The following is a 25,959-nucleotide window of genomic DNA, read 5'->3' on the forward strand; positions in this document are numbered from 1 at the left end:
AAAAGAAACCACCATGCCGCTCGATACCGTGCAACACTCCATTCATATTCGACGCAAGAAGAATCAGCGGGTATTTCGTAATATCGCGCGGTTATGGGATATTGGAAAAAAAGCGCAAAGCCATCAAGATATTTTGGATGGCTTGCACCCTTGGCAAGATGACATCACCCTCAAGTTTGAAAATGTTTTGCCTGTTTTGCTTGGCATTATTGGTGTGTTGTTCTGTTTATTGCTCTTGATTCAACCGAGTAACATTTGGCTGCAACTCTGCTTGCTGATTGGGTTGGGCTGCATCTTCTGGGCATTTATTACCTATGAACAAGACGACCCCATTCAAGAAGTCATCACTTTTTTAGAACAAGAAAGCATTGCTCAACGCTATCAACTGGCATGGCAGCAACCACCGCAACATCTTGCCCGAACCCTACAACCCGTTTATTTGATTGCCCATTTAAAAAGTCTGTTCCCTTTATTTAATTTGGGGAATCTGTCCAATGAAATTCGCCGCTACGCCAGTACAGTTTGGCAAGATCAACAAGGCAAGCAGCATCAGGTTTTGGTATTTGAATATCGCTATGTCAGTGAAACCCGCATTAAAGATCAAAATGGCAATGACTACAAAGTACGTGAAGTGGTGCGACATTTATCGGGCGTATTTGTCTTTGATGTGCAGCTACAAGGTTTAGCCGTTACCTCAAACAATAAAACCTTTGGTGCGCCTTATCATGTGCCGTGGCATACCAGTGATATTTGTCTGAATCAAAAACTCAACTTTTTTGGCAGTGATGCAATTCAACTGGCGCGTACGCTCAGCCCTGCAATGGTGTTAAAACTGGATGATTTTTTTCAGCATCAGCAAGGTGATTTGTTATTTCACCCTGAGCGGAACACGCTCTGTTTTTTAGGTAATCGCAACTTGTTTGAAATTTCCAGTAAAGCAAAAAATATTCAAGATATTTCCGCATTGCGTGGACACTTACGCACTTTTAAATTACCTTATTTAGAACAATTACAGACAGATTTGATTGATTTTCTGGACTAAGAAAATCGTCTTGGGGCAAAACATGGGTATCGCAATTTTTCTTTTGGTTGTCATCGTCTTGGTGATGCTGGGCATCATGATTCGTAACAACATCGTACGCCACCACAACGCCACCATCCGCGCTTGGGCAGATGTGACCAGTTTTGAACGACAGAAGTTAAAAACGCTTGAAGAACTTGCGCCAGTGGTCGAACAATATGCAGGTATGGAAAAAGGCACTTTAGAAAAAGTGACTGAACTGCGCCAAAATATTATGAACCTAAACATCAACAATGCCGATGTCAGCCAATTACAACGTGTTGAAGCCTTGAGCAAAGAATTGATGCGCAGCTTGAATGTGGTGGTCGAAAATTATCCTGAACTCAAAGCCGACCAATTGTATTTAAAAATGATGCATGAAATTGATGAGCAGAACGAAAATGTCGGTGCTGCGATTACTATTTATAACCGCAATGTCGAGTTGTTTAATAACTATATTCAGGTCTTTCCCAACAACATGATCAACACTGCAACCACAGCGAAAAAGCCTGTGCGTGCCTTTCGGGACAACGGTGCAGCACAAAGTTTTGATTATCGTCCAAACTTTTAAGCCATTGAATGCTAAACCGCTCATTTAAAATTATTTTTCAACGCATAAATAAAAACAGCAAGCACCGAAGCTTGCTGTTTTTTTCAGATTTCAACTGAACACATGACTGTGTCAAATACTGCACCTGATTGCGTCCCTTGTTTTTTGCTAGATACAACAACTCATCGGCTGAATGCAGAAAGTCGACCACATTGTGATATTGCTGATTTTGATGATAGCTATTTACGCCAATACTCACAGTGACTTGGGTAATCTCCCCTGTCTTGGTATGTGGAATTTCCAGCGCATATACTGCCTGCCTAAAGTTTTCAGCAAGTTGTACAGCATCTGCCAATGGTGTTTCAGGCAATAGCACCACAAACTCTTCACCACCAAAGCGAGCCACAAAGTCAGATGCACGCGCAAAGTGTTGTTTAAGCAACTGCGCCACACTAATCAAACAATGATCACCCTGTAAATGTCCATAATTGTCGTTATAAGGCTTGAAATGGTCGATGTCGATAAACAAGAGAGACAATGCATGTTGATGACGCACAGCACGTTTAAATTCGTTTTCTATACGCTCACTGAGCGCCTTTCGATTGGCAACCAAGGTCAGCGGGTCTTGTAAGCTCAAAGCCAGATTTTTGCGACTCAACGCTTCGAGTTCCAACTCCATTTGTTTACGCGCAGAAATATCAAACATAAACCCAATAATCGCCACAGTTTCGTTATTTTCACGAATCACATGCACCACATCACGAATCCAGACATAATCTCCTGTAGCGGTTAAGGCACGATAATCCGCTTCGTGGTCTGTGCCTTGATCGGACAGACTCACACACATATTCACGGTCTTGTCCCGATCTTCAGGATGCATCCGATCAATCCAATCTTGTGCAGTTTTCCAGCTGTCTTGCGTCCAACCCAGTAAAGACTCAATTTGTGGGCCAATATAGCTAAAAGCTTTGGTTTTCCAGTTAATCTGCCACGGAATTGCATTCGTGGTTTCCAAAAGTGTTTTATAGAATTGGTCTTCTTTTAGTGCACTGTTTAATTCACTCATAGCCCACCTCTATGAATTGATTTTAATTACAATTTAACAACTTAAGTGAGCTTTGACTACAATTTGTTTTGTCTTATTGACATTTTTCTCAGCTTTGACACAATCATGAGGTTGAGCAAAATATAAACAACAATTGCTCAAAACATAAATCCCAAAATAAAAAGTAAGCCGATAAAATGTTAGAACATATTCAGAACCTGAAAAACACCCTCATTCAAGAGTTTTTCCAACTCTATGAGCAATATGAACAAGACCAAATTTATGCCTGTGTACTGGTCTTTAATGAATATCTTGGGGTCGATTATTTAGCTGTTTCAAGCCAACGCAGCCTGTTTAATGAACAGGAAGATGAAGCACAATATTTATCTGAAGTAAATAAATGGAATATAGAAAAATGGCGTTATCGCACTCAAGCCAACAATTCTAGCGGTCTGCATCAATTTAAAAATATTTTTGCAGATTATTTTAAACAGCGACATATCTATGGCAATCCTCTGCTGAATTCCAATGACACGCTGCAATACAACCATCTTGAACTTTTACTGGATATATTTCAGCAGGCTAAACAATCTTTATCGGGCGCTTATGGCTTAGATTTAAGCCAAATTCTGTTTTTTATTCATGTGCCCAAACAGGTCGATGTAGAAATCCACTCAGCGCAATTTCTAAACGCTCCAAGTGCTTTGCTCGATGAATTCCTGCACAACAAAGCGCCTCAAACCACGATGGAACAATCCACCGCACAACCCAAGCTCAAACTACAACAAGTGGATAAAGACTTGCTGATTGATCTGGCACAACTTTTAGAAGTGGAACCGTATGATTATTTGAGCATTGCACATGAAGCTTATTTGCTCACATTAGAACCGAGTTTTATTGACAGTAATTTATATATTCAGCGTTTAATTCAGCACGTTGCTGCAATGGACAACCATGAACAAGGGGAGTTTGCCTTACATAAAGAAGAAATTACCCAACGTATTCAGCAATTTTACGCCATGTAAACGCAGTGGATTTAAACAAAATATTTACTCGCAATTTTTACCAAGGAAAACGTATCTCAACTGGCAATTCCGTGCAGAATCTAGGAAAATAGTGCACTTTTAGCATGAACAATCAGCGAACTGTTTTTTCGCCTTGATTTGGAACATATATGAAGTTTGAGAAATTAGGTCAGTCGGGGCGCGCCCGTCGTGGTCGTTTAACACTTGCTCATGGTGTGGTAGAAACCCCTGTGTTTATGCCTGTGGGGACGTATGGCACAGTCAAAGGCATGCTGCCACGCGATATTGAAGAAATTCAGGCACAGGTTATTTTAGGCAATACCTTTCATTTATATTTGCGTCCAGGGCTAGAAGTGATTCAGCAACACGGCGGTCTACATGAATTCATCAAATGGGATAAGCCTATTTTGACTGACTCTGGTGGCTTTCAGGTGTTTAGCTTAGGCGCAATGCGTAAAATTAAAGAAGAAGGTGTGACCTTCCGTTCGCCTATTGATGGCTCAAAGGTTTTTCTTTCGCCTGAAATCTCGATGGAAATTCAAAAAACTTTGAACTCTGACATCGTGATGATTTTTGACGAATGTACGCCTTATCCTGCAACACATGAAGAAGCGCAAAAATCTTTGCAATTGTCTTTACGCTGGGCAAAACGCTGTAAAACCCATCACCATGATGAACTACAAAACAGCAACGCGCTGTTCGGGATTATTCAAGGCGGTATGTACGAAGATTTACGTGTTGAATCTTTAAACGGCTTACTTGAAATTGGTTTTGATGGTTATGCCATTGGCGGTCTTTCGGTGGGTGAACCGAAAGAAGAAATGATCAAAGTACTGGATTATTTGCCAGCTAAAATGCCAGAAGATAAACCACGTTATTTGATGGGCGTCGGCAAGCCAGAAGATATTGTGGAAGCAATTCGTCGTGGCGTCGATATGTTCGACTGCGTGATGCCAACCCGTAATGCGCGCAATGGTCATTACTTTGTAACCGATGGCTTGGTGCGTATTCGTAACAGTAAGTATCGTCATGACCAAAGCCCGCTCGATCCGCATTGTGATTGCTATACTTGCAAGAACTTTACCCGCGCTTATTTGTTTCATTTAGAAAAATGTGGCGAAATGTTGGGGTCAATGTTGGGCACTATTCATAACTTACGTTATTACCAACGCTTTACCCAAGATATTCGCAATGCCTTAGATAACGGCACTTTCGATGAATTTGTACAGGACTTTTATGCCCGTCGTGGCCTAGAAGTACCGCCTTGTCCTGAAGATTAGTCTTTTCAGTATTTGCGCTGAGTAAAAAGACAAGGTAAATTGCAGAACAAACCCAATTTATTATCAGATCACTGATCGCCAGTTTTTAGTTTAGGAAAATGAAATGAGCCTTTTTATTTCGACCGCTCACGCAGCAGGTGAAGCTGCACAACAACCAAGCCTTGTGGCTAACCTTTTAATGATTGCAGTCTTCATTGCAATTTTCTACTTCCTGATTTGGCGTCCACAATCAAAGCGTGCCAAAGAGCATCGTACACTGATTGAAAGCTTGGGCGTAGGCAGTGAAGTGGTATTCGCAGGTGGTCTTATGGGTAAAATCACGAAAATTGAAGGTGATTTTGCAGTGGTAGAGCTGAACCGTGGTGTAGAAGTAAAAGTACAACGCGCGAGTGTCATTTCAGTTCTTCCTGAAGGCACATTAAACAACCTCTAATCAAAAAGAGTCGTGCTCACGCACGACTTTTTCATTTTAAGAAGAAAATAAATGCGTTACCCAGCATGGAAATATCTGCTCATCCTCGTTGTTCTTGTGGTGAGTACATTATATGCCCTGCCTAGCTTGTATCCAGATGAACCTGCTGTTCAAATTTCAGGTGCCAAAGCTGGTACCCAAATTGATCAAAGCATCATACAAAAAGCAGAGCAAATTTTACAATCAGAAAATATTGCCAGTCATGACAACAGCTTTACCAACAATGCCGCATTGTTGCGTTTAGACACCTCAGAAGCCCAGCTCAAAGCTAAAGAAGCTTTACGTCGCGGTTTAGGTGATGACTATGTCGTGGCGCTGAACCTTGCGCCAACCACACCAGAATGGTTACAAAAAATTGGTGCAAAACCAATGAAGCTCGGTCTGGACTTACGTGGTGGTGTGCACTTCTTATTAGAAGTGGATATGGACAAGGCCATCAGCCAACGCATGGAAACTTCAGCCACAGATTTACGCCGTCAATTGCGTGACAACAAGCTGAAATTTAATAGCCTTTCGCTGAACAACAACACGATCACCCTACAGTTTGCCAATAATGCAGACCGTGATGCGGTGATGGATTTCTTGCGTCGTAACGGCAATGAGTACACGCAGCAAGCTGTAGCCACCACAGAAGGTTCTAGCTTACGTTTGAACTATACCGATGTTCGCAAACAGGAAATTCAGTCGTATGCGGTCAATCAGAACTTAACTACTTTACGTAACCGTATTAACGAGTTAGGTGTGGCTGAGGCTTTGGTACAAACCCAAGGTAGCAACCGTATTGTGGTGGAATTGCCAGGCGTACAAGATACGGCTGAAGCGAAGCGTGTACTCGGTCGTACTGCGAACCTCGAATTCCGCTTGGTGTCTGACTTAAATGATCAATATATTGATCCATACACAGGTCAGGTTACAGGTCCAGTACCACCTGGCACAGAAGCTTTTGCCTTTGAATCATTAGACAGTGGGCGCCAATTATTATTGAACCGTAGCCGTATTTTAACGGGTGAGCGTGTTCAAAATGCGTCAAGCGGCTTTAGCCAAGATACAGGCGGTGCAGAAGTTAACATTACCCTTGATGCTGCGGGCGGTAAACTCATGGCAGATGCGACACGTAACGCTGTGGGTAAACGTATGGCGGTATTGTTTATTGAAAACAAACAACGTATTAGCTATGTGACCGATGAAACTGGCACACAAACTGAAGTACGCACCCCATATACCGAATCTGTCGTCATTAATGCTGCAACCATTCAGGCGGTATTGGGTTCGCAGTTCCGTATTACAGGTCTAGATTCCCCACAAGAAGCCTCTGAATTGGCCTTAATGCTTCGTGCAGGTGCCTTGGCAGCGCCAATGTACTTTGTCGAAGAACGTGTGATTGGTCCAAGCTTGGGTCAAGAAAACATTGATAAAGGCGTATTGTCGACTCAGATTGGCTTCATTTTGGTTGCAATCTGGATGGTGGTGTTCTTCCGTCTGTTTGGTTTAATTGCCAACTTCGCTTTAGTGTTTAACTTAGCCATGATTTTAACCGTCATGTCTTGGATTGGTGCATCACTCACCTTGCCGGGTATTGCGGGTATCGTCATCACCATTGGTATGGCGGTGGATGCCAACGTCTTGATTTGTGAGCGAATACGAGAAGAAATTAAGTGGGGGGCCTCGCCCAAACAAGCCATTGTGGCGGGTTATGACCGAGCGTATAACACTATTTTCGACTCGAACTTAACCACATTCTTGGTGGCATTCATTCTGTTTGCGATTGGTACAGGTCCAATCAAAGGCTTTGCTGTGACGCTCATGATTGGTATTGTCTGCTCGATGTTTACTGCAATTACAGTGACCCGTGCAATTGTACAAATCATCTACGGCAAAAAACGTAACTTGAAAAAGTTGAGCATTTAAGGAGATCACTGATGACTGAGAATACTCAACTGCCTTCAAAAAAATATGGCCGCCCTGATGATGAGCGCGTGATTCCGTTTATGAAGATTGCTTTGCCTGCGGCATTGCTTTCTATTCTATTAACGGTTGCCAGTATCTTCTTCATTGCCACCAAAGGTTTAAACTTAGGTTTGGACTTTACTGGGGGTATTGCGGCAGAACTTAATTATAGTAACCCTGTCAAAGCGACTGATGTATCTAATGCTTTAATCAAAGCAGGCTTCAATGACCCTGTGGTACAAACACTGGGCTCTGACCGCGACCTCATGGTGCGTATGCCTGTGCAAGACGATGTAGAAGCCGAAGACCTAACCAAAGCGATTACCGCTGCGGTACAGTTGCCAAATAATGCAGCAACAGTTCCTAAAGTTGATGTGGTGGGTGGTCAAGTCGGTAATGAGCTATATGTCCGTTCTGCGGGCGCTGTCGCTTTAGCGCTATTATTGATGCTGGTTTACGTCACCATTCGCTTTGAATTCAAACTGGCAATGGGTGCGGTACTGTCATTGTTCCACGATATTATTGTGACACTGGGTATTTTTGCCATGATGCAATGGCCATTTGACCTGACTGTATTGGCAGCGTTATTGGCAATTATTGGCTTCTCACTTAACGATAACATTGTTGTATCTGACCGTATTCGTGAAAACTTCCGTAAAATCCGTGGTGCAACACCGCTTGAAGTAGTGAACATTGCACTGACAGAAACTTTACGTCGTACCATTCACACCTCTATGACCCTATTATTGGTTGTAGTCGCGATGATGCTCATGGGTGGTGATGGTCTGAAATGGTTCTCGATTGCGATGTTTGTGGGTGTATTTGTCGGAACATATTCATCTATTTATATTGGTACAGCCTTTGCCGTATGGCGCGGTCTGAACCGTCAGGACTTTATTGTTCAAGTCAAACCTGAATTTGAAGGTGAAGAGCAAGAAATTCCATAATGCATTTCTGCTAACACCAACATTCAAGCCTATCTTCGGATAGGCTTTTTTGTGCCTTAGCATTGCAATATTTACGCTGACGTTGCGATGTTAATGCTGAATAATATGAATCTGTGGAAATTGAAAGCCTGCGCAAGATGGTGCTGCTCGCCATGCCACGGTCAGCATACAATCTGCTAAACGAAAGTTTTGATAGGCAAAATGCCCAATCTGTGGATGATGACAAATGCCGCCCTGTGCATTGGGATGCATACGGGTATCCAGCTCATTGAGACTTAAACGAATGCCTAAACCCGAAGCTTTTAGCACAGCTTCTTTGGTGGTCCAAACTCGAAACCAATAGTCAGCATCGTGTTCCAAATCTTGCCAGTATTTGAGTTCATTGGGATGAAACGCATGCTGTGCCAAAGCATCAAAACGTACCTTACGTTCTAAGTCTTCAACATCTATACCTAGATCTTGCACCTGTAAGCTGCTTGCCAAAGCGTAATGTTGACGGCTATGGCTATGGTTAAACTGCAATTGAGGGAATGCTGTCAAAAATGGTTTACCATGTAGGTTACGCTCAATATCGCTGTTTTGAATATCTTGTGCCAAGTATCCAGACAACAATTGATTCCGATGCCGATAAATCGCCTGTTTTTGCTGTTGAATCTGTTCACTGCGTACAGCACTTGGATCGGGACTAAAAATCTGCTGAATGCGGCTAACATTCACACAAATTTTTTTAGGTGTTTTATTCATCCGCCCTTCTCCATTTTGGCTGAAATACGATAGAAAAAAACCAGCAAACATGCTGGTTTTTTAAAGCGTGCTCGCTTAGCTGCCTTGCACCAAACGACGTGCGCTGATAATCCCTGGTTGCTGCTCTAAACGTGCCAACAAACGAGAAAGTTGCGCCAAGCCTTTAACCTCAATTAACAATTTCATATTGGCGATACCATCACTTTCAGAAATAGTATTCACCTGACGAATGTTAATTTGATCGGCAAAAATCACTTGGGTTAAGTCTTTGAGCAAACCACGGCGGTCATAGGCTTCCACCACAATTTGCACGCTTTGACCACGGGTTGGCTGCATTTCCCAATCGGCTTCTACCGCACGTTCAGGTTCGTTGCCAATCATACGCACATAGTCCGAACACGCCACTTTATGAATACTCACGCCACGGTTCAGGGTGATATATCCCGCAATGGCCTCGCCATGTACAGGCTGACAACATTGTGCAATGTGCAACTCGACGTTATCCAAACCATCAATCAAAATACCATGTGCAGAAAGTGTGTGGCTGGCGCGTGGATTCAACGTTGGTTTCAGCACCAGCTCAGGCTCATCCTGATCCAAGTGCATGTGGCGGTTAACCTGATTGATTAAGGCATGCAGACCAATATCGCCATTCACCAAACCAATCAAAATGTCTTCACCTGTTTTGACATTGAAATGATTACAGTAATCATTCAAATCAATACTTTTCGGGTGAATTGCCAAACGTGATAATTCTTTATTCAGTACTTCACGCCCAACTTCCAGATTTTTACTGCGGTCTTGCTGTCTAAACCAGTGGCGTAACTTATCTCGTGCACGTGCTGTTTTGATATAACCCAAAGAGTGTACCAACCAATCACGGTTTGGCTCACGGTCTTTTTTGGTCAGAATTTCGACCTGCTCACCTGTTTTTAGGGTATAGGTCAGCGGCACATAACGCTGGTTCACCCGTGCGGCATAACATTTGTTACCCACTTCGGTATGCACATGGTAAGCAAAATCCAGTACGGTCGAGCCACGTGGCAACTCTTTAATGTCACCATCACGGCTGAACACATAAATTTTTTCAAAATCTTCAAACTCTTGGATTTGCTCAAAGTTTTCAGAATCATCATCTTTATGTGCGCTGGCATCATTACGTTCCTGATAATGTTCCAACACTGAACGTAAAGAATGTAGACGATGATTAAACGAATGGTCCGTCGCCTTAGAGCCTTCTTTATAGTTGAAGTGTGAACACACCCCCAACTCGGCTTCTTCGTGCATATCCATGGTACGAATTTGCACTTCCAGTGATTTGTTTTCTGCAATCACTGCGGTATGTAAAGAGCGATAACCATTGGCTTTCGGATTGGTAATGTAGTCATCAAACTGATGCGGAATATGTCGCCACAATTGATGCACAATACCCAATGAGTGATAGCACTCAGGAATGGTTTTGACCAAGACCCGTACAGCACGAATGTCATATAACTGATCAAAGCTCAGGTTCTTACTTTTCATTTTTCGATAAATCGAATAAATGTGTTTAACCCGACCACTAATTTCAGCATGAATACCGTTGTTGCCCAATTCTGTACGCAATTGTGAAATCACACTTTGAATATAATTTTCACGCTCTAAACGCTTTTCATTAAGTAGTGTGGCAATTTCTTTATAACGATCTGGTGCTAAATAACGGAAAGCTAAGTCTTCAAGCTCCCATTTCAGTTGAGCAATACCCAAACGGTGTGCCAATGGCGAATAGATGGTTAGAATTTCACGTGCAACACGTTCCTGACGTTCTTTTGAAGCTGTAGCTAGCTCACGTAAAGAATAGGTACGCTCTGCCAGTTTAATCAGCACAACACGCACATCTTCCGTCATGGAAATCAGCATTTTATAAATGCCTGTTAAATGCTCACGCTGATTGTTATTAAAGTGATCTTCCAGACGTTTATTTTTTTCAATCAGTTCAGACAGTTTACCCATAGATAAAGTGCCTTTGATCAAGCCATATACCGCTTCACCAAATTCTTCACGTACTTCATCTAAATGAATCACATTTTCACGCACACCACGGTACAGCATAGCTGCCGACAAGGTGTCTTCATCGACATGCAAGTGCGCCAAAATATCTGCCATCTCAATACCAGTATATAAAGTATTGGAACGATGACTGACTGTAGTTTCCAACTCTTTTTTCAGGGTGTAATTGGCTACGTGTTCTAATTGTTCAAGTGCCGCCCCATCATAAATATCACGTACCCGATCTAGCCATTCTGCCAAATCTTGTCGTGCTTGTTCGGCATGTTCTACAGTCGTTTCCTCAGACAGTTCATTTAAACGTCCAGGAAGTTGTTCACGTACTGTGACCATACCCTTCTCCTACCTCTATGTACTTCATATTATAAATCGTTTATTTGCTTTTCTTTCTGAAACAAGGCAATGGATTCAACGTGACCCGTATGGGTAAACATGTCCATCACACCTGCTTTTTTCAATTGATAGCCCTGCTTGACCAATACACCTGCATCCCTTGCGAGTGTGGCTGGATTACACGACACATAAACGATTCTATCTGCACCAAATTTGGGCACATAATGCATCACCTCCTCTGCACCTGAGCGCGGAGGGTCAATTAATAATGCCTCAAATCCTTGATTTGCCCAAGAATGATGCGAAAAATCTTTTGTTAAATCTTGTGAATAAAACCTAACATGATCTAAATCATTGCGCTGTGCATTTTCTGCACCACGCTGCACCATTTGCTCTGAACCCTCTACAGCAACCACCTTTCCTGTTGCACCTACACAACGTGCAAGCGGCAATGAAAAGTTGCCTAATCCACAAAACAGATCAAGCACCCGATCACCTGATTTTAAGTTAAGCAAATCACATGCCAGCTTAACCATTTGTGGATTAATTGTAGAATTGACTTGGGTAAAGTCTTGGGGATGAAAGCCAAAATTCACATCAAAATCATCTAAACGATAATGCAAACGCATTGCTGCGTGCGGATCATCAACCCGATGCAAACTGTCTGGGCCTTCAGGCTGCAAATACAATTGCCAGTGTTTCTGTAACGCAAACTGCTGTAACTGGTTGATATCGGCTGCAGATAGTTGTTCTGTATGCCGCACCACCAAAGCAATCTCTTGATCTCCCATCGCCAATTCTATATGACCAATATGGGCCTTGCCTGTTAGACTTTGGAGTAGCTGCTTGATTCGTGTTAACGAACCAAATGCCTGATCCAACACCATACAGCGGTCAATTGAGGTCAGTTTATTGCTATTGCGCTCACGAAAACCGACCACCAATTTGTCTTGACTGGCAATATAACGCACCCCAACACGGGCTTTGCGGCGATAATCTTCACGCTGTGAACGCAAAGGCGCTAACCATTCTTCAGGCTGAATTTGCGCAAAATGTTGCAGATGCGACTGCAACACCTGTTGTTTGAGATGAATCTGCTCATCCAACTGAATATGCTGCATGCTACAACCACCGCAACGCTGATAATGTGGACATTGTGGCGTAACCCGTAATGTCGAAGGCTCACCCAGCACTTCTAGACACTCGGCTTCTTCTAAGCGTTTGTTACTATGCGTAATTTTGGCGCGTACTGTTTCACCAGGCAATGCGCCCTCTATAAAAACTGTTTTCCCCTGCTTCTCGGCTGGATGACCCGACTGAGCTGTGTAGTGTGCAATCCCGCGCCCTTCATGTGACAACGATTCCACCTGAAAGCAATATTCAGCCTGCTGCGTGGTACGGTTTTTACTGCGATGTTTCATATCAGTCTAAATATCGGAAGATGGGGAAGATTGAAAAGGCATCACGGATTCATTTGAAGGCGTGGTGACACTTTGTTCAGGAAAATCTGTACGGGTAAATTCAGTTTGCTGCGAACTGTGCTGCCACACGCTTAAAAAGTCTGCATGCTGCGGCTGAGTATGCAAATATTGAATGGTATGCTGTACCCATAAAGTATGCTCTTCAAGCAGCAATTGCCCTTTGAGCAGCAGCCAACGCAAATAAATCAACCAAGTATTTAAGACATCGCCTTCACAATAACGCGTCAGCCTTGACCATTCGCCGCTTTGCATAAATGCAGGAACATGATAGCCCGCATCTACACGTTTACCCGGAAAACCTAGCAAATACGCAATGTCATCCAACTTTTGAAAATGACGACCATTAAACATTGCCATCACATCCATTAAATCGACATGACGCTGATGGTAACGGTTTTGATAATTGTTATAGCGCTTTTGCTGATCAATCTCGCCCTGATCAAATAAACTTGGTGCAGACAGCCCGTGATACATGGCGCGGAATAAAATCACTGGCAAGTCAAACTGCGAACCGTTCCAACTGACCAAAGTCGGATGACGCTTATCAAAAATAGACAAAAACTTTTTCAGCATTGTCGCTTCGCTGTCGTGTTCACGGCTAAAGGAAAACAGCTTCATGCCGTGTTCATCAATCCACAAGCCTGAAATACACACAATTTCATGCAAAGGCAAACGCTGAAAATCGGTTCCTGCCTCTTGGCGACGCAACTTCATTAATGCTTGTTCAAGCTCTGCTTCGGGTAAATCGAGTTGATATAAATGCGCGCCTGACTTCAAATCGGTAACGGTTTCTATATCGAAAATCAGCACAGGTAAACGCATAAAATCTTACTCAATGGGTGATAGAAAAATGAATATCACAATTCAGTATCTTGAACAGAGAACAAACCTGTCGATAAATAACGATCACCACGGTCACAAACAATACAAACAATCACTGCATCTGGATTTTCTTCGGCAATTTTTAAAGCTGCCCATACCGCACCGCCCGATGATGTGCCTGCGCTGATGCCTTCTTTTTGCGCCAGTTTACGCATGGTTTTTTCCGCTTCAATTTGCGGAATATCAATAATACGATCAACACGACTACGGTCAAAAATGGTTGGTAAATATGCTTCAGGCCAACGGCGAATCCCTGCAATACTTGAACCATCTGAAGGTTGTAAACCAATAATTTGAATCTCTGGATTTTGTTCTTTTAAGTATTTAGACACCCCCATAATGGTGCCTGTTGTGCCCATAGAGCTGACAAAGTGGGTAATTTTACCGCCCGTTTGCTGCCAAATTTCAGGCCCTGTGGTCAGGTAATGTGCTTCAACATTATCTGGGTTACCAAATTGGTTCAGCACCAAGCCTTTGCCTTCGCGTTGCATTTGCAAAGCCAAATCGCGCGCGCCTTCCATGCCTTGTGCTTTAGTCACTTCAATCAATTCTGCACCATAGGCACGCATGGCATCTTTACGTTCTTGGCTCATATTGTCAGGCATGATCAGCTGCATTTTATAGCCACGCATAGCTGCAACCATCGCCAAAGCAATGCCGGTATTGCCACTGGTTGCCTCAATTAAAGTATCGCCCGGTTGAATTTCACCGCGTTTTTCTGCCTGCATAATCATGTTGTAGGCAGGACGATCTTTAACAGAACCCGCAGGGTTATTGCCTTCCAGTTTTGCCAAAACCGTTGCCTGCGTATGACTTGCCAAACGCTGCAAACGCACTAATGGGGTTTTGCCCACATAATGATCTAACAAAAATTCATCACTCTGGAAATCTGGTTGGGTATCAAGCATGCTCTGCACCAATATCAAGGTGGGCTTATTGTATGAAAATTTGCACCTTCCTGCACGTTTTTCACAGGCTTTTTATCAAAACAGCAATAGTCTGCCGACAATTTATGCATCACTTACCGCCTACACAATTCTAGGCAAGATGAACACAGTTTCAGGTTGTCTTTTGCGGGATGGATGCAAAAAAATGCACACCGATTGATTGCGAGATGCAGCTGAACCACTCGCACCAAACAGATGAAAACACAGTCAGGAGAATTGACATCCTCCCCCCCTTAAAAGAGGGTGATTCCTACAGCTAGACGCTTATGCCCAAGCGCAAGAATGTTTAGAGCTGAGTTTATATCTCGATCATGAACTGTACCACAGCTCATGCACTCCCATTCTCTTATTCCAAGATCTGTCCTACCTTTGGGACTACTTGAGGTGATCTCACCGCAGCACGAACAGATTTGGGTGGTATAGGCTTCTTGGACTTCTTCAAACAATACGCCTGCGTTCTCGCATTTATACTTGAGCATTGTTTTTAGTGCCGAAAATCCTGTATCCAAAACAGATTTTGCCATTTTGGTTTTTACTAATTTTTTAGCACTCAAGTCACCTACAATAATCAATGCATTTTCATTCACAAGCTTGGTGCTTGCTTTATGCAAATGATCTTTTCGACTATTTGCAATCTTGGCGTGTAATGCACGAACACGCTTCTTATTCCTGGCTCTCTGAGCAATACCTAATTTCTGCTCATATTTTCGATAGAATTTTGGATTTGAAATTACAGTGCCATCAGAACAGGTGGCAATATCTTTTAAGCCTAGATCAATACCAATCGATTTGGTTGCTGTCGATTTATCTTGCTTAGGCGATTAAACAACAAGACATACATACCAACGCCCACGGCTATCCTCTACAAATAAACCTGTTTTTAACGTGTATTTGCTTAAACCGTAGCTATCCCAAAGCTTAAATTGGTGTTTTCCATACTGGACATATCCAGTGGCATATTTGATAGCCACCTTTTTAAAGGGAACCCATCCCAAAGAGCGCCTTGCTGATTTTTTATTGCTGACACGCCATTTCAGCTTTGCCTTTTTAAATTGCTTTCTTCGGGTGACTAATTCTTCAGTTACAGCCTGAATGGTTTGACTATGTAAATTACATTCTTTGGATGTGCCTTTCGTATATTTGGCAATATCAAAAGCAGAGAGAAATTCACCTTTCCGCTTCAAATGCCTAAACCCTAAATCATTGACATAATTCCAGACGAAGTTCACTTCTGATGCTAGTTGGTCTAACACCTTGCAATGTTTGTCTTTTATACGTAATTTAAGGGTTTTCATGTACTTATATTAACAATCAAAACTCAAGGAAAATAGTCCTTAGTTAAATCAAACGACACTTCATGTCGTGTCGCTTATATCTCTGACCTGAAGGACTGAGTTTTACGCTCCATTTGATAAAGCATGCTAAACTGCCAAACATAGGGATTAAACTGCGTTAACCATGTCAAATATCAATAAAAAGTTATTTAAGCGCTTACATTTAAATCATGCTTATGGACAGCTGATTGCACTTATTTTTGTGCCAATTATGGTTTTGGCATGCGTCGGCACGATGCTAGTTTTATCTGAAACCTCGAATGCCGCAAAAGCACAGCAGCGACAAATGGCAATTGCGATTTTGACCCGTTTTGAGTTGCCATCTGAAGCAGCTTTGCATCAACTGGCTAGCTTTCCGTGGAAGTACGAAGAAGCACGTACTTTTATGCAATACATGATGAACGAAAAGCACTTGATTCGTACTGCACTGATTGATGCTTCTGGTACACGCCGTTTAAGCATGGGCTTTCAAGACCAAGCCGAATGGCCCAAATTCCCTAAAAATGCCGATTTTTTTGGCCCAATTCTGTATAAAAATAATCATGTGTATGGCATGCAAATTCAGCAAGACATCAACCGTCCTGCATGGTTGCTGATTGAACTGGACAATCAGCCATTACAAATTGCCCGTTATCGGGTCATGATTGTATTAATTGCCACAGGCTTGCTGACCCTGTTGTTGTTGTTGCTGTGTCTGAATTTCTATTCACGACGCTGGATTGCACCCATGTATGAAATCCGCATGCAGCTACAACGCCTGAATGCCGATACGCTCGATCAACACATGGTCATTAACAGCACTGGCGAATTACGCTTATTGCAGCGGGATATTGCCAATGTGGTAAAACGCCTGCATTTCAGCTTTTTAGAACTCAAAGAACATACCGAACAAACTGAAGATGACTTGCGCCGCACCCTCGATACTTTGGAAGTGCAAAACATCACTTATCGTCAGGCACGTGACCAAGCGATTTCTGCCAACCAGTCTAAATCGGTATTTTTAGCTAACATCAGCCACGAACTCAGAACACCGTTAAACAGTATTGATGGCTTTATTCACCTGTTATTGCGTCAAGAAAATCTAAGCAATGAGCAGAATTTGTATTTACAGACTATTCGTAAATCATCGGCGCATCTTTTAGCACTCATTAATGACGTATTGGATTTTTCTAAAATTGATGCAGGCAAACTGGAGCTGGATACCGCACCCTTTGATTTAGAAGAAGCCATTTTTGATGTAATGGATATGCTCTCGCCTTTGGCTGCGCAAAAGCACATCAACATGGCCTTTTATTTTGCCGATAACGTGCCGCAATATGTGCTGGGCGATGCTTTACGTTTCAAGCAAATTTTAACCAATTTAATTTCCAATGCGATTAAATTCACCCCCGATGGTGAAATTATTGTACGGGCGCGGGTAGAACATGACGATATTGGACAATGCTTAATTCACTTTAGCGTCCAAGACAGTGGCATTGGCTTAAGCGGTACAGACCGTAAAAAATTGTTTGAGTCTTTCTCTCAAGGTGATACTTCGGTCACGCGTCAATTTGGTGGTACAGGTTTAGGTTTGGCCATTTCCAAACAGTTGGTGCATTTGATGCAAGGTCAAATTGGCTTTGAAGACAACCAGGAACGCGCCCCAACCGAAAAAGGCTCGACCTTCTGGTTTACTGCCATGTTTGCGGTAGATGAAGCGCATGCACAGCAGCATCCAAACTTTAAAGAGATTCAGGTGGTGTCGTATTTGGCGCACCCTGCCACAGCGAATGTCTTGCGTCATTATCTTGAAAATTATGCGGTGCGACATATTGAAGCCGCTTCAATTTTAGATTTATTTAGCCGCTTAAAAGATGTATCCGACCTGCAAGACAATACTTGGTTGATTGTTGATCATAGTGGCGACACCGAAGCTTTATTAAAAGAAATTCGTACCCGTTATCAAGGTAACTTGGCAGTGTATGGCTATCAAATGGCGCTAGACCCAAGTCTGTTAAATGAATATCGTGCGCGCGCTTTGTATCAACCGCTCAGTCGTTCAGCCTTAATTGACTTACTCAACAATGAAAACAGTTTTGATGAACAGGAGTCTGCATCATTTGATGGTAAAGGCCTGCACGTTTTAGCGGTGGATGACCATCTACCAAACCTGATTGTACTCGAAGCCTTGTTGGGCGAACTGAATGTGACCACCACCAAAGCGCAAAGTGGTCAGGAAGCTTTGGGGATTTTGCAGCAACGCATTGAGCAGGGACAGCAACCATTTGACCTGATCTTTATGGATATTCAAATGCCTGTGATGTCGGGGGTAGATACCACCCGTGCGATTCGTTCTTTAGAATCGACTTTGGAAAATCACAAACGCTTACCTATTATTGCCCTCACCGCGCATGCTCTTGCCGATGAAAAGCAAAAATTACTCAAAGTCGGTATGGATGACTATGTCACCAAACCAATTCAGATTGAACAAATCATCCAAATTTTAACCCATTGGACCACGCAAAGTTTTAATAAGCCACCTGCAGTCGATAAAGCCATTGTGATTGAAGCGCTAGATCCACAGGTGTTGGATTGGCAACAAAGCCTAATGCTGGCAGCCAACAAAGAAGACCTTGCAGTGGATTTACTGAAAATGCTAGTGGATAGCTTTGCCACAGAATTACATGAAATTGAACAGCTGATTGAACTGGAAGATTTCCCACAACTCGAGCATGTGTTGCATCGTCTGTATGGTGCGACCCGCTATGTTGGCACACCGAACCTGCAAGAAGTAACAGGCTCATTTGAACAGTTTGTTTCGACCTTACGTAAAGAACGTCGTAAAGCCGATGATCTATTTGTGCAAGAGGTCTTAAACCGTTATCAGGAATTACAAACCTGTATACAGCAAGTTGAACATGCGGCAGAACACATTTTTACCAAACACAATGCGGTAAGTTAGCCAACATCTAAGTGACATTCACCGCGAACGCCTCAACGAGAAGATACAGTTTGTAAGCACGACTCACCCAGCACTATTCACAAAAAAAAGTCACGTAATCAAAGGCAAGGTCGCAAGGCTTTGCCGTGACTCTGCTGTCATTTATCGCACTGCTGCCCATGTTATGCTTTGCCCAGTAAAAACAAGAGCTCACATCATGACCTTACTTCGTATCGAAAAAAATAACGGCATCGCCACAGTTTCCCTGAACCGCCCAGACAAACGCAATGCCATGAGTTTTGCCCTACTTAAAGAATTGGTGCGGACTGCCGAAAAACTTAAAAAAGACCGCAGCTTACGTTGTGTGATTTTAACAGGCGAAGCAAAGGTATTTAGTGCAGGCATTGACTTGGCCGACCTCAACAATCCACAAAACCGTGCATTTGCGGCTTGGGAGTTAATTAAGCCGGGGCAAAGCCTGTTTCAAAAAGCATTTCTCGTTTGGCAACAATTGCCTGTACCTGTAATTGCTGCAATTGAAGGGTATTGTTTTGGTGCAGGGATGCAATTGGCCTTGGCCGCAGATATTCGTATCGCGCATCCTGACACACAAATGTCGATTATGGAAAGCCGTTGGGGCTTAGTGCCTGATATGGGGCTAAGCCGTTCTTTAAAAGGTTTAATCGGTCTAGACCTTGCCAAAGAGCTGACTTTAACTGCGCGTATTTTTGATGCCAACTATGCCAAAGAAATTGGTTTGGTCACGCATTTAGATGCAACCCCCTTACAAAAAGCACAAGCCCTTGCTGAAGAAATTGCACAACGCTCCCCAGATGCATTGGCTGCAGCCAAACAAGTGCTGGATGCTATGGAACATGCGCCAAATAAATCTTTACGTTTAGAAAAAATTTGGCAATTAAAATTATTGCTGGGTAAAAATAGCCAACTGGCACGTAAAAAGGACAAGAACCCTGAAGTGACCTTTGCACCGCGTCAGTTTTGATTCAGTTCAAACACAACAGACTTTGACCAAAGGCTAAATTGACATTTCAAGCCAGACTTGTACTGTAGGCAAAAACGGAGAATCAGCGCTATGCATTTTGATCGTGACACAAAAATCGCTTTTTTAGGTATGGGACTCATGGGTACGCGCATGGCAACCCGCTTAGTTCAGGCAGGTTTTGAGGTCGCGGTGTGGAATCGTAGCCCTGCGGCTTGCGAATCTGTGCTCAGTCTGGGGGCAAAACCGCTGCAATTGAGCGAGATCGAACAATATCCAGTGATCTTGAGTTGCCTTGCCGATGATCATGCCGTCCAAGCTGTATTAGATCAAATTGAGCCTTTTTTGACTGCTCAACAAGTCATTGTCGATTTTTCCAGTTTGTCTGTAGATCAAACCCAAAAGCTAGCGCAGCAAGCCAACCTCAAACAGGTCACATGGATTGACTCACCTGTATCGGGAGGCACTGCGGGAGCCGAACAAGGTAGTTTGGTGATTTTTGCAGGGGGTGATGCAAACACCATCGAAAAATTAAGCCCGATTTATGATGTGCTGTCACAACGTGTGACCCGTATGGGCGAAACAGGCACAGGACAAGCCACTAAAATCTGCAACCAACTGATTGTTGCTGCCAACAGCACCCTAATTGCCGAAGCTGTTGCCTTAGCAGGACAGGCAGGCGTAGACACCCGTTTACTTGCACCTGCTTTGGCGGGTGGTTTTGCCGACTCGAAACCGTTTCAGATTTTAACGCCACGCATGGCAACTCACAGTTTTGAGCCTGTGCAATGGAAAGTCCAAACCCTGTCTAAAGATTTAAACAATGCCTTACAACTGGCAGCGCAATTTCAGTTACAGATTCCTGTGGCAGAAAAAGCCCTTTCACAACTGCAAGCCCATCAAGCCAAGGGTTTTGCAGAAGCAGATTTAGCCACCATTATTCATCAGGTCGAAGCTTAATCGGCTTGATTCCTGATCCAACCTTTGCCTGCAAGGAGCACCTGCATGTCTAAACTGGCGGTTAATCTGTCGATGATTTTTACCGAAGTGCCTTTAATTGAACGCTTTGCCCTTGCACGCGAACATGGTTTTCAGCATGTTGAAATTCAATTTCCCTATGAGCTGAGTATTGAGCAGATTCAAACCCAACTCACACTCCACCAACTCAGCCTGTGTTTAATCAATGTCCCTGCGGGTGACCTCATGCAAGGCGGCAATGGTTTGGCGGGCGTACCCGGAAAAGAGATTGAATTTCATCATGCCTTAGAGTTAGCCATCCGCTATGCCACGGCATTAAATGTCCCTAGCGTCAATATTTTGGCAGGCAAACAACCTGTCGATGCCGATTTACTGCCTTGCTTAAACACACTGGCAGAAAACCTAAAACTGGCCTGCTCGATGCTCACTCAACATCATATTCAGCCTGTCTTTGAAATGATTAATGGCACCGACATGCCACGCTTTTTAGTACAAAATATTGCGCAAGCTCAAGAGATGCTAGAAGCAGTCAAACATCCTGCTCTTAAAATGCAATACGACTGTTATCACATGGCGATGATGGGTGAAGATGTGCTGAGCGCATTGCAAGAAAACATTCAGGATATTGGTCATATCCAGTTTGCCGACAATCCAGGACGCCATGAACCCGATTCAGGCGAGCTAGACTATACTACTATTTTCAAATGGTTACAGCACAGTGCTTATTCAGGCTATATCGCTGCAGAATACCGCCCAAGTCTTGCGTCAAATCAATCATTTGCATGGAAAGACAAATACTTTCCCTCAAATCAAAGTGGTTAAAATTAAACCGATTTGAAATTTCAGGCTAAAACAGCTATATTAGACGATGAATAATTTTAGGAAATTATACACCCCATGAATTTAGAACCATCGCCCGGCGCTTCTAATTCTCACGATCTTGCAATGAATACCCAAAAGCATGACGTACAAACTTGTCTTAAAGTTGTACATGAAGCTCTCCTTGATGTAAAAGCCAAAGAAATTGTTGAACTTGATGTCAGCAGCATCAGCAATGTTTCAGATGCCATTGTGATTGCTAGCGGTACATCAACTCGCCACGTAAAATCTCTTGCCGACAATGTTGCCGAAGAAGCGCGCAAAGCAGGCTTCCGCCCAATTGGTATTGAAGGTGAACGTGATGCAGAATGGATCTTGGTCGATCTTGGTATGGTAGTGGTTCACATCATGCTACCAACAGCGCGTAAATTCTACGACCTAGAAAGCTTATGGCGCACTACGCCTGAGTCTGTTGCTTAATACAACAGCTCACTTGAGCAGCCTTAAAGATACACAATAAGCGACTTTCAAATAAGTCGCTTTTTTAATGCAGATCTTTTGAAGCTCATATCCCTAATCATTTTTATATCGCATTAATCTACCCACCAAATATTGGTTTATATCATCCCCTACCCAATACATTGCTTCAAACCAATCCTATAAAACTCGCCCGAACTCAATCTGCCTGATCTCAATTAACCACTTTACATCAGCCATAAAAAAACCGCCCGAAGGCGGTTTCATCTCTAGGAACAGTGTCTTAGTGACCTGTACCGTTGATTGATTTAGTCATATCTTCCACAACTTTCTTGGCATCACCAAAAATCATCATGGTCTTGTCGTTATAGAACAAGTCGTTGTCTAGACCCGCATAACCTGTTGCCATTGAGCGCTTGATGACCATAATGGTACGTGCTTTATGCGCTTCAAGAATTGGCATGCCGTAAATTGGCGAGTTTGGATCGTCTTTTGCCGCAGGGTTAACTACGTCATTTGCACCAATCACCAACACCACATCTGTTGCAGGGAAATCTGAGTTGATTTCGTCCATTTCTAAGATGTCTTCATACGGTACGTCAGCTTCTGCAAGCAATACGTTCATGTGACCCGGCATACGACCTGCCACTGGGTGAATCGCAAAACGCACAGTTACACCTTGCTCTTTTAACAAGTTGGCCAATTCTTTGACTGCATTCTGTGCACGACCTTGCGCCATACCATAGCCCGGTACAATCACCACGCTGTCTGCATTTGACATCAAGAAGCCAGCATCATCTGCAGAACCTGAACGGTAGTTACGTTGCACTTGTGCACCCGCTGCTGCCGTTGGTGCTGCTGCACCGCCCATCGCACCACCAAACAATACGTTGATGATTGAACGGTTCATGGCTTTACACATGATGTAAGACAGAATCGCACCTGAAGAACCGACCAATGAGCCTGCAACAATCAGCATGTTGTTTTCAAGTGTGAAACCAATACCTGCTGCCGCCCAACCTGAGAACGAGTTCAACAATGACACCACAACTGGCATGTCACCACCACCCACTGGTGCAATCCATACCCAACCGAATGCCAATGCTAAACCTGTCATTGCCCAGAATGAAGTCATGTTGCCGCTCAGGAAGAAGTGAATCCCAAAACCGAGCATGGCAAGGAAAATTAACGCCTGAACAGGTTTTACCCATGCACCCGAAATAGTTTTTGCCCATTTCTTCGCCGCCAATTTACCGTATGCAAAAACAGATGCAGTAAAGGTAATCGCCCCCACGAAACAGCCCACAAACAATTCAAATAAATGAACTTTGCTCATTTCATGGAAAGTAATGCCATTTGCAGCCAACAAGTCTGGACCAAGTTCGATTAACTTGTTGTTATGAATAATCGCAGCAATCGCAATTAAAACTGCAGCCAAACCGACTAAAGAGTGCATTAACGCTACAGTTTCAGGCATTTGAGTCATTGGCACCGTACGTGCGCGGGCAATACCCACCACCGCACCTGCTGCCATAGCTGCCAGAATCATCCACACAACTGGATTGTCTGCCACAAAGAATGTAGTCAAGACTGCAATCGCCATTGCGATCATGCCGTAACGGTTGCCCGCAATCGCAGTTTTAGGCCCAGACAAACCACGTAAAGTTAAGATAAAGAGCACAGCCCCGATTAAATAGAACCAGTCTGCATATTCACGAATAAATTCCATGCATTAGCCCTCTTTTTTCTTTGCTTTTGGTTTGAACATTTCCAGCATACGTGCAGTCACTGCAAAACCACCGAAAATATTGATGCTTGCCAAGAACACAGCAATCGCACCCAGTACACTCACCACATTAATGGTTTGGAAATCGACACTGCCTTCTACACCCATGATTGGTAGACCAACAGTTTGAATCATCGCACCGACAATAATGATTGAAGAAAGTGCATTGGTTACTGCCATTAATGGCGTATGTAACGCAGGTGTTACCCCCCACACCACGTAGTAACCTACGAAGATGGCAAGGACAAAAATCGTAATTGTTTCAACCATGAGAATTCTCCTTAACCACGCTTTAACAGCACTTGACCGTTATGAGTGACCAGCAACGCTTTCTGAATTTCTTCTTCAGGATTCAATGCGAAGTTCTTGTCGTTATCAAATAATGTTTCAACAAAATTCAACACATTACGCGCATATAGTGCAGATGCTTCTGTCGATACAGTCGATGGAATGTTTGGAATACCCAAAATTTTCACACCATTGGCAGTCACTACAGTTTCACCGCATTGTGAACCTTCGACGTTACCGCCCGTTTCGACTGCCATATCTAAAATCACAGAACCCGGCTTCATTTTTGCCACAGTTTCCGCTTTGATTAAACGCGGTGCATCACGACCCGGCAATAACGCAGTGGTAATCACGATATCCGCATTAGAAACGGCTTTATCGACAATCACTGCTTGGTCTTTAATGTATTGTTCACCAGGCATCCAGCCATAACCATTTTTGGCAGCATCAGCAGCTTTTTGTTGTTCTTCTTCAGACATTGGTACGTCTAACCACTTACCACCCAAAGATTCCACCTGATCTTTTGCCGTTGGACGCAAGTCAGTTGCTTCGACTACAGCACCTAAACGCTTCGCTGTTGCAATGGCTTGCAAACCAGCAACACCCACACCCATGATCACAACACGCGCAGGTTTTACAGTACCCGCTGCCGTCATTAACATTGGGAACATGCGTTGATATTCTGCTGCAGCCAACAACACAGATTTATAACCTGCCAAGTTGGCTTGTGATGACAACACGTCCATATTTTGCGCACGCGACAAGGTACGTGGCAAAAGCTCTAAAGCAAATGCAGACACCTGAGCCGCAGCAAATTGGTCTAATTCAGTATTGCGGTAAGGATCAAACATCGCCACCACAGTGCTGTTCGGTGCAAGTTTTTGAATTTCTTCACCCTTTGGGGCACGAACTTTCAAAATCATTTGGCTACCGCGATAAGCATCATCTGTCATGGTCGCGCCTACTTGTTCATAAGCGCTGTCGATATAAGCGGCTTTTACGCCTGCACCACGTTCAATGACTACGCTATGACCCGCGCTAATCAACTTCTTTACTGTTTCTGGCGTCGCAGCGACACGATTTTCACCGACAACAGTTTCGGTTGGAATTCCGATCTGCATGAGCGTTCCTCAAGCTAGTTTTTCTTAAGTCAACATCGTGGATAACGATGCTTTCCCCTCAGGATAAGTTTTGTTGAATTTTTGGATTCTAATGCAACATTTTTAAATTACCACCCAATATTTATTTAATAAATACCCATATTTTGAACTGATGATTCATAAAAATATTGTTGCGAGATATAATTGATAAGTTTTGCTTCTTGAATATAAGTCTAATTATTCAGCAAAACTTCGATTTGAAGTGTCTAAAAGAAAAAAAGCGATGCTTTGAGCTTGCAGTTGACCACATTTAAATGAATTAAGCATTGATCATTCTGACACGCATTTCACTTAATTGGGAAAATCCGACTTAGCGCTAAAAGATTGCATATCTATACATTTAAGCGCTAAAAGCAAAAACTTAAACACCAAATTGACTTTTTTGACAATTTTTACACCGCACAACAAGGTTCAATTTAGAAGTGTTTTGCGCATCTG

At 43.2% G+C, this 25,959-nt stretch carries 21 protein-coding genes and 1 pseudogene; 12 read left to right on the forward strand and 10 right to left on the reverse strand.

Annotation, left to right across the window (positions count from 1 at the left end; genetic code table 11):
• The first annotated feature begins 13 nt into the window (after nt 1–13).
• Nucleotides 14–1,042, forward strand: a complete 1,029-nt coding sequence (locus FTV43_RS05460; RefSeq protein ID WP_179995050.1) for a hypothetical protein — start codon at nt 14–16, stop codon at nt 1,040–1,042.
• Nucleotides 1,043–1,064: 22 nt separating this feature from the next.
• Nucleotides 1,065–1,631 (forward strand): LemA family protein, encoded by a 567-nt coding sequence (locus FTV43_RS05465; protein ID WP_154320335.1) that lies wholly within the window; start codon nt 1,065–1,067, stop codon nt 1,629–1,631.
• 37 nt (nt 1,632–1,668) lie between these two features.
• Here the strand turns inward: FTV43_RS05465 and FTV43_RS05470 are convergent, their stop codons facing one another.
• On the reverse strand, nt 1,669–2,676 hold the full coding sequence (locus FTV43_RS05470) for a sensor domain-containing diguanylate cyclase (RefSeq protein ID WP_179995051.1): 1,008 nt from the start codon (nt 2,674–2,676) through the stop codon (nt 1,669–1,671).
• 176 nt (nt 2,677–2,852) lie between these two features.
• Between FTV43_RS05470 and FTV43_RS05475 the strand changes: the two genes are divergently transcribed.
• From FTV43_RS05475 to secF, 5 genes are all read left to right on the forward strand, one after another.
• Nucleotides 2,853–3,680: a DUF4303 domain-containing protein gene (locus tag FTV43_RS05475; protein WP_179995052.1), complete on the forward strand. Its 828-nt coding sequence runs from the start codon at nt 2,853–2,855 to the stop codon at nt 3,678–3,680.
• 149 nt (nt 3,681–3,829) lie between these two features.
• Nucleotides 3,830–4,960, forward strand: coding sequence for a tRNA guanosine(34) transglycosylase Tgt (gene tgt, locus FTV43_RS05480; RefSeq protein WP_004974942.1), 1,131 nt, complete (start codon nt 3,830–3,832; stop codon nt 4,958–4,960).
• A 103-nt stretch (nt 4,961–5,063) separates the two neighbouring features.
• Nucleotides 5,064–5,393: a preprotein translocase subunit YajC gene (gene yajC / locus FTV43_RS05485; protein ID WP_004974939.1), complete on the forward strand. Its 330-nt coding sequence runs from the start codon at nt 5,064–5,066 to the stop codon at nt 5,391–5,393.
• A 51-nt stretch (nt 5,394–5,444) separates the two neighbouring features.
• On the forward strand, nt 5,445–7,340 hold the full coding sequence (secD, locus tag FTV43_RS05490) for a protein translocase subunit SecD (RefSeq protein ID WP_179995053.1): 1,896 nt from the start codon (nt 5,445–5,447) through the stop codon (nt 7,338–7,340).
• A gap of 8 nt (nt 7,341–7,348) precedes the next feature.
• Nucleotides 7,349–8,326, forward strand: coding sequence for a protein translocase subunit SecF (gene secF, locus FTV43_RS05495; RefSeq protein ID WP_179995101.1), 978 nt, complete (start codon nt 7,349–7,351; stop codon nt 8,324–8,326).
• Nucleotides 8,327–8,416: 90 nt separating this feature from the next.
• On the opposite strand, the gene FTV43_RS05500 is transcribed toward secF, so the two are convergent.
• The 6 genes and pseudogenes from FTV43_RS05500 to FTV43_RS05525 form a co-directional block, all read right to left on the reverse strand.
• A complete protein-coding gene (locus FTV43_RS05500) occupies nt 8,417–9,070 on the reverse strand; it encodes a 4'-phosphopantetheinyl transferase superfamily protein (RefSeq protein ID WP_179995054.1) in 654 nt (217 codons plus the stop codon).
• 75 nt (nt 9,071–9,145) lie between these two features.
• The gene (locus FTV43_RS05505; RefSeq protein ID WP_179995055.1) at nt 9,146–11,449 is read right to left on the reverse strand and encodes a bifunctional (p)ppGpp synthetase/guanosine-3',5'-bis(diphosphate) 3'-pyrophosphohydrolase; all 2,304 of its coding nucleotides are present in this window, start codon (nt 11,447–11,449) and stop codon (nt 9,146–9,148) included.
• 29 nt (nt 11,450–11,478) lie between these two features.
• The gene (gene rlmD / locus FTV43_RS05510) at nt 11,479–12,870 is read right to left on the reverse strand and encodes a 23S rRNA (uracil(1939)-C(5))-methyltransferase RlmD (protein ID WP_179995056.1); all 1,392 of its coding nucleotides are present in this window, start codon (nt 12,868–12,870) and stop codon (nt 11,479–11,481) included.
• Nucleotides 12,871–12,876: 6 nt separating this feature from the next.
• Nucleotides 12,877–13,752: a 3'-5' exonuclease gene (locus FTV43_RS05515; protein ID WP_004974933.1), complete on the reverse strand. Its 876-nt coding sequence runs from the start codon at nt 13,750–13,752 to the stop codon at nt 12,877–12,879.
• A 35-nt stretch (nt 13,753–13,787) separates the two neighbouring features.
• Nucleotides 13,788–14,720 (reverse strand): cysteine synthase CysM, encoded by a 933-nt coding sequence (gene cysM, locus FTV43_RS05520; protein WP_179995057.1) that lies wholly within the window; start codon nt 14,718–14,720, stop codon nt 13,788–13,790.
• Nucleotides 14,721–14,992: 272 nt separating this feature from the next.
• Nucleotides 14,993–16,054, reverse strand: a pseudogene (locus FTV43_RS05525) (RNA-guided endonuclease InsQ/TnpB family protein).
• A 163-nt stretch (nt 16,055–16,217) separates the two neighbouring features.
• On the opposite strand from FTV43_RS05525, the gene FTV43_RS05530 reads away from it, so the two are divergent.
• From FTV43_RS05530 to rsfS, 5 genes are all read left to right on the forward strand, one after another.
• Nucleotides 16,218–19,034 carry an ATP-binding protein gene (locus FTV43_RS05530; protein WP_179995058.1) on the forward strand — a complete coding sequence of 939 codons (2,817 nt, stop codon included), beginning with the start codon at nt 16,218–16,220 and terminating at the stop codon, nt 19,032–19,034.
• A gap of 196 nt (nt 19,035–19,230) precedes the next feature.
• Nucleotides 19,231–20,016 carry a crotonase/enoyl-CoA hydratase family protein gene (locus FTV43_RS05535; protein WP_004974929.1) on the forward strand — a complete coding sequence of 262 codons (786 nt, stop codon included), beginning with the start codon at nt 19,231–19,233 and terminating at the stop codon, nt 20,014–20,016.
• A gap of 90 nt (nt 20,017–20,106) precedes the next feature.
• The gene (locus FTV43_RS05540) at nt 20,107–20,973 is read left to right on the forward strand and encodes an NAD(P)-dependent oxidoreductase (protein ID WP_179995059.1); all 867 of its coding nucleotides are present in this window, start codon (nt 20,107–20,109) and stop codon (nt 20,971–20,973) included.
• A gap of 45 nt (nt 20,974–21,018) precedes the next feature.
• Nucleotides 21,019–21,813, forward strand: coding sequence for a hydroxypyruvate isomerase family protein (locus FTV43_RS05545; RefSeq protein WP_096901402.1), 795 nt, complete (start codon nt 21,019–21,021; stop codon nt 21,811–21,813).
• A gap of 75 nt (nt 21,814–21,888) precedes the next feature.
• Nucleotides 21,889–22,290, forward strand: a complete 402-nt coding sequence (rsfS, locus tag FTV43_RS05550; protein WP_004974926.1) for a ribosome silencing factor — start codon at nt 21,889–21,891, stop codon at nt 22,288–22,290.
• A 280-nt stretch (nt 22,291–22,570) separates the two neighbouring features.
• Here rsfS and FTV43_RS05555 read toward each other — a convergent pair whose 3' ends face one another.
• Genes FTV43_RS05555 through FTV43_RS05565 form a run of 3 tightly spaced genes read right to left on the reverse strand, consistent with a single transcriptional unit; the run spans nt 22,571 to nt 25,482 of the window.
• Nucleotides 22,571–24,016: an NAD(P)(+) transhydrogenase (Re/Si-specific) subunit beta gene (locus FTV43_RS05555; protein WP_004974925.1), complete on the reverse strand. Its 1,446-nt coding sequence runs from the start codon at nt 24,014–24,016 to the stop codon at nt 22,571–22,573.
• A 3-nt stretch (nt 24,017–24,019) separates the two neighbouring features.
• Nucleotides 24,020–24,343 (reverse strand): proton-translocating transhydrogenase family protein, encoded by a 324-nt coding sequence (locus tag FTV43_RS05560; RefSeq protein WP_004974924.1) that lies wholly within the window; start codon nt 24,341–24,343, stop codon nt 24,020–24,022.
• Nucleotides 24,344–24,354: 11 nt separating this feature from the next.
• Entirely contained in the window at nt 24,355–25,482 is a 1,128-nt protein-coding gene (locus FTV43_RS05565; RefSeq protein WP_004974923.1) for a Re/Si-specific NAD(P)(+) transhydrogenase subunit alpha, read from the reverse strand.
• Nucleotides 25,483–25,959 lie beyond the last annotated feature (477 nt).

It is taken from the genome of Acinetobacter sp. YH16053 (genome assembly GCF_013417035.1).
Lineage (GTDB): Bacteria > Pseudomonadota > Gammaproteobacteria > Pseudomonadales > Moraxellaceae > Acinetobacter > Acinetobacter towneri.

What these genes read in the sequence shown, in the direction of transcription:
- FTV43_RS05460 (WP_179995050.1), top strand. Translation starts at nt 14, where the DNA reads ATGCCGCTCGATACCGTGCAACACTCCATTCATATTCGACGCAAGAAG.
- FTV43_RS05465 (WP_154320335.1), top strand. Translation starts at nt 1,065, where the DNA reads ATGGGTATCGCAATTTTTCTTTTGGTTGTCATCGTCTTGGTGATGCTG.
- FTV43_RS05470 (WP_179995051.1), bottom strand. Translation starts at nt 2,676, where the DNA reads ATGAGTGAATTAAACAGTGCACTAAAAGAAGACCAATTCTATAAAACA.
- FTV43_RS05475 (WP_179995052.1), top strand. Translation starts at nt 2,853, where the DNA reads ATGTTAGAACATATTCAGAACCTGAAAAACACCCTCATTCAAGAGTTT.
- tgt (WP_004974942.1), top strand. Translation starts at nt 3,830, where the DNA reads ATGAAGTTTGAGAAATTAGGTCAGTCGGGGCGCGCCCGTCGTGGTCGT.
- yajC (WP_004974939.1), top strand. Translation starts at nt 5,064, where the DNA reads ATGAGCCTTTTTATTTCGACCGCTCACGCAGCAGGTGAAGCTGCACAA.
- secD (WP_179995053.1), top strand. Translation starts at nt 5,445, where the DNA reads ATGCGTTACCCAGCATGGAAATATCTGCTCATCCTCGTTGTTCTTGTG.
- FTV43_RS05500 (WP_179995054.1), bottom strand. Translation starts at nt 9,070, where the DNA reads ATGAATAAAACACCTAAAAAAATTTGTGTGAATGTTAGCCGCATTCAG.
- FTV43_RS05505 (WP_179995055.1), bottom strand. Translation starts at nt 11,449, where the DNA reads ATGGTCACAGTACGTGAACAACTTCCTGGACGTTTAAATGAACTGTCT.
- rlmD (WP_179995056.1), bottom strand. Translation starts at nt 12,870, where the DNA reads ATGAAACATCGCAGTAAAAACCGTACCACGCAGCAGGCTGAATATTGC.
- FTV43_RS05515 (WP_004974933.1), bottom strand. Translation starts at nt 13,752, where the DNA reads ATGCGTTTACCTGTGCTGATTTTCGATATAGAAACCGTTACCGATTTG.
- cysM (WP_179995057.1), bottom strand. Translation starts at nt 14,720, where the DNA reads ATGCTTGATACCCAACCAGATTTCCAGAGTGATGAATTTTTGTTAGAT.
- FTV43_RS05530 (WP_179995058.1), top strand. Translation starts at nt 16,218, where the DNA reads ATGTCAAATATCAATAAAAAGTTATTTAAGCGCTTACATTTAAATCAT.
- FTV43_RS05535 (WP_004974929.1), top strand. Translation starts at nt 19,231, where the DNA reads ATGACCTTACTTCGTATCGAAAAAAATAACGGCATCGCCACAGTTTCC.
- FTV43_RS05540 (WP_179995059.1), top strand. Translation starts at nt 20,107, where the DNA reads ATGCATTTTGATCGTGACACAAAAATCGCTTTTTTAGGTATGGGACTC.
- FTV43_RS05545 (WP_096901402.1), top strand. Translation starts at nt 21,019, where the DNA reads ATGTCTAAACTGGCGGTTAATCTGTCGATGATTTTTACCGAAGTGCCT.
- rsfS (WP_004974926.1), top strand. Translation starts at nt 21,889, where the DNA reads ATGAATTTAGAACCATCGCCCGGCGCTTCTAATTCTCACGATCTTGCA.
- FTV43_RS05555 (WP_004974925.1), bottom strand. Translation starts at nt 24,016, where the DNA reads ATGGAATTTATTCGTGAATATGCAGACTGGTTCTATTTAATCGGGGCT.
- FTV43_RS05560 (WP_004974924.1), bottom strand. Translation starts at nt 24,343, where the DNA reads ATGGTTGAAACAATTACGATTTTTGTCCTTGCCATCTTCGTAGGTTAC.
- FTV43_RS05565 (WP_004974923.1), bottom strand. Translation starts at nt 25,482, where the DNA reads ATGCAGATCGGAATTCCAACCGAAACTGTTGTCGGTGAAAATCGTGTC.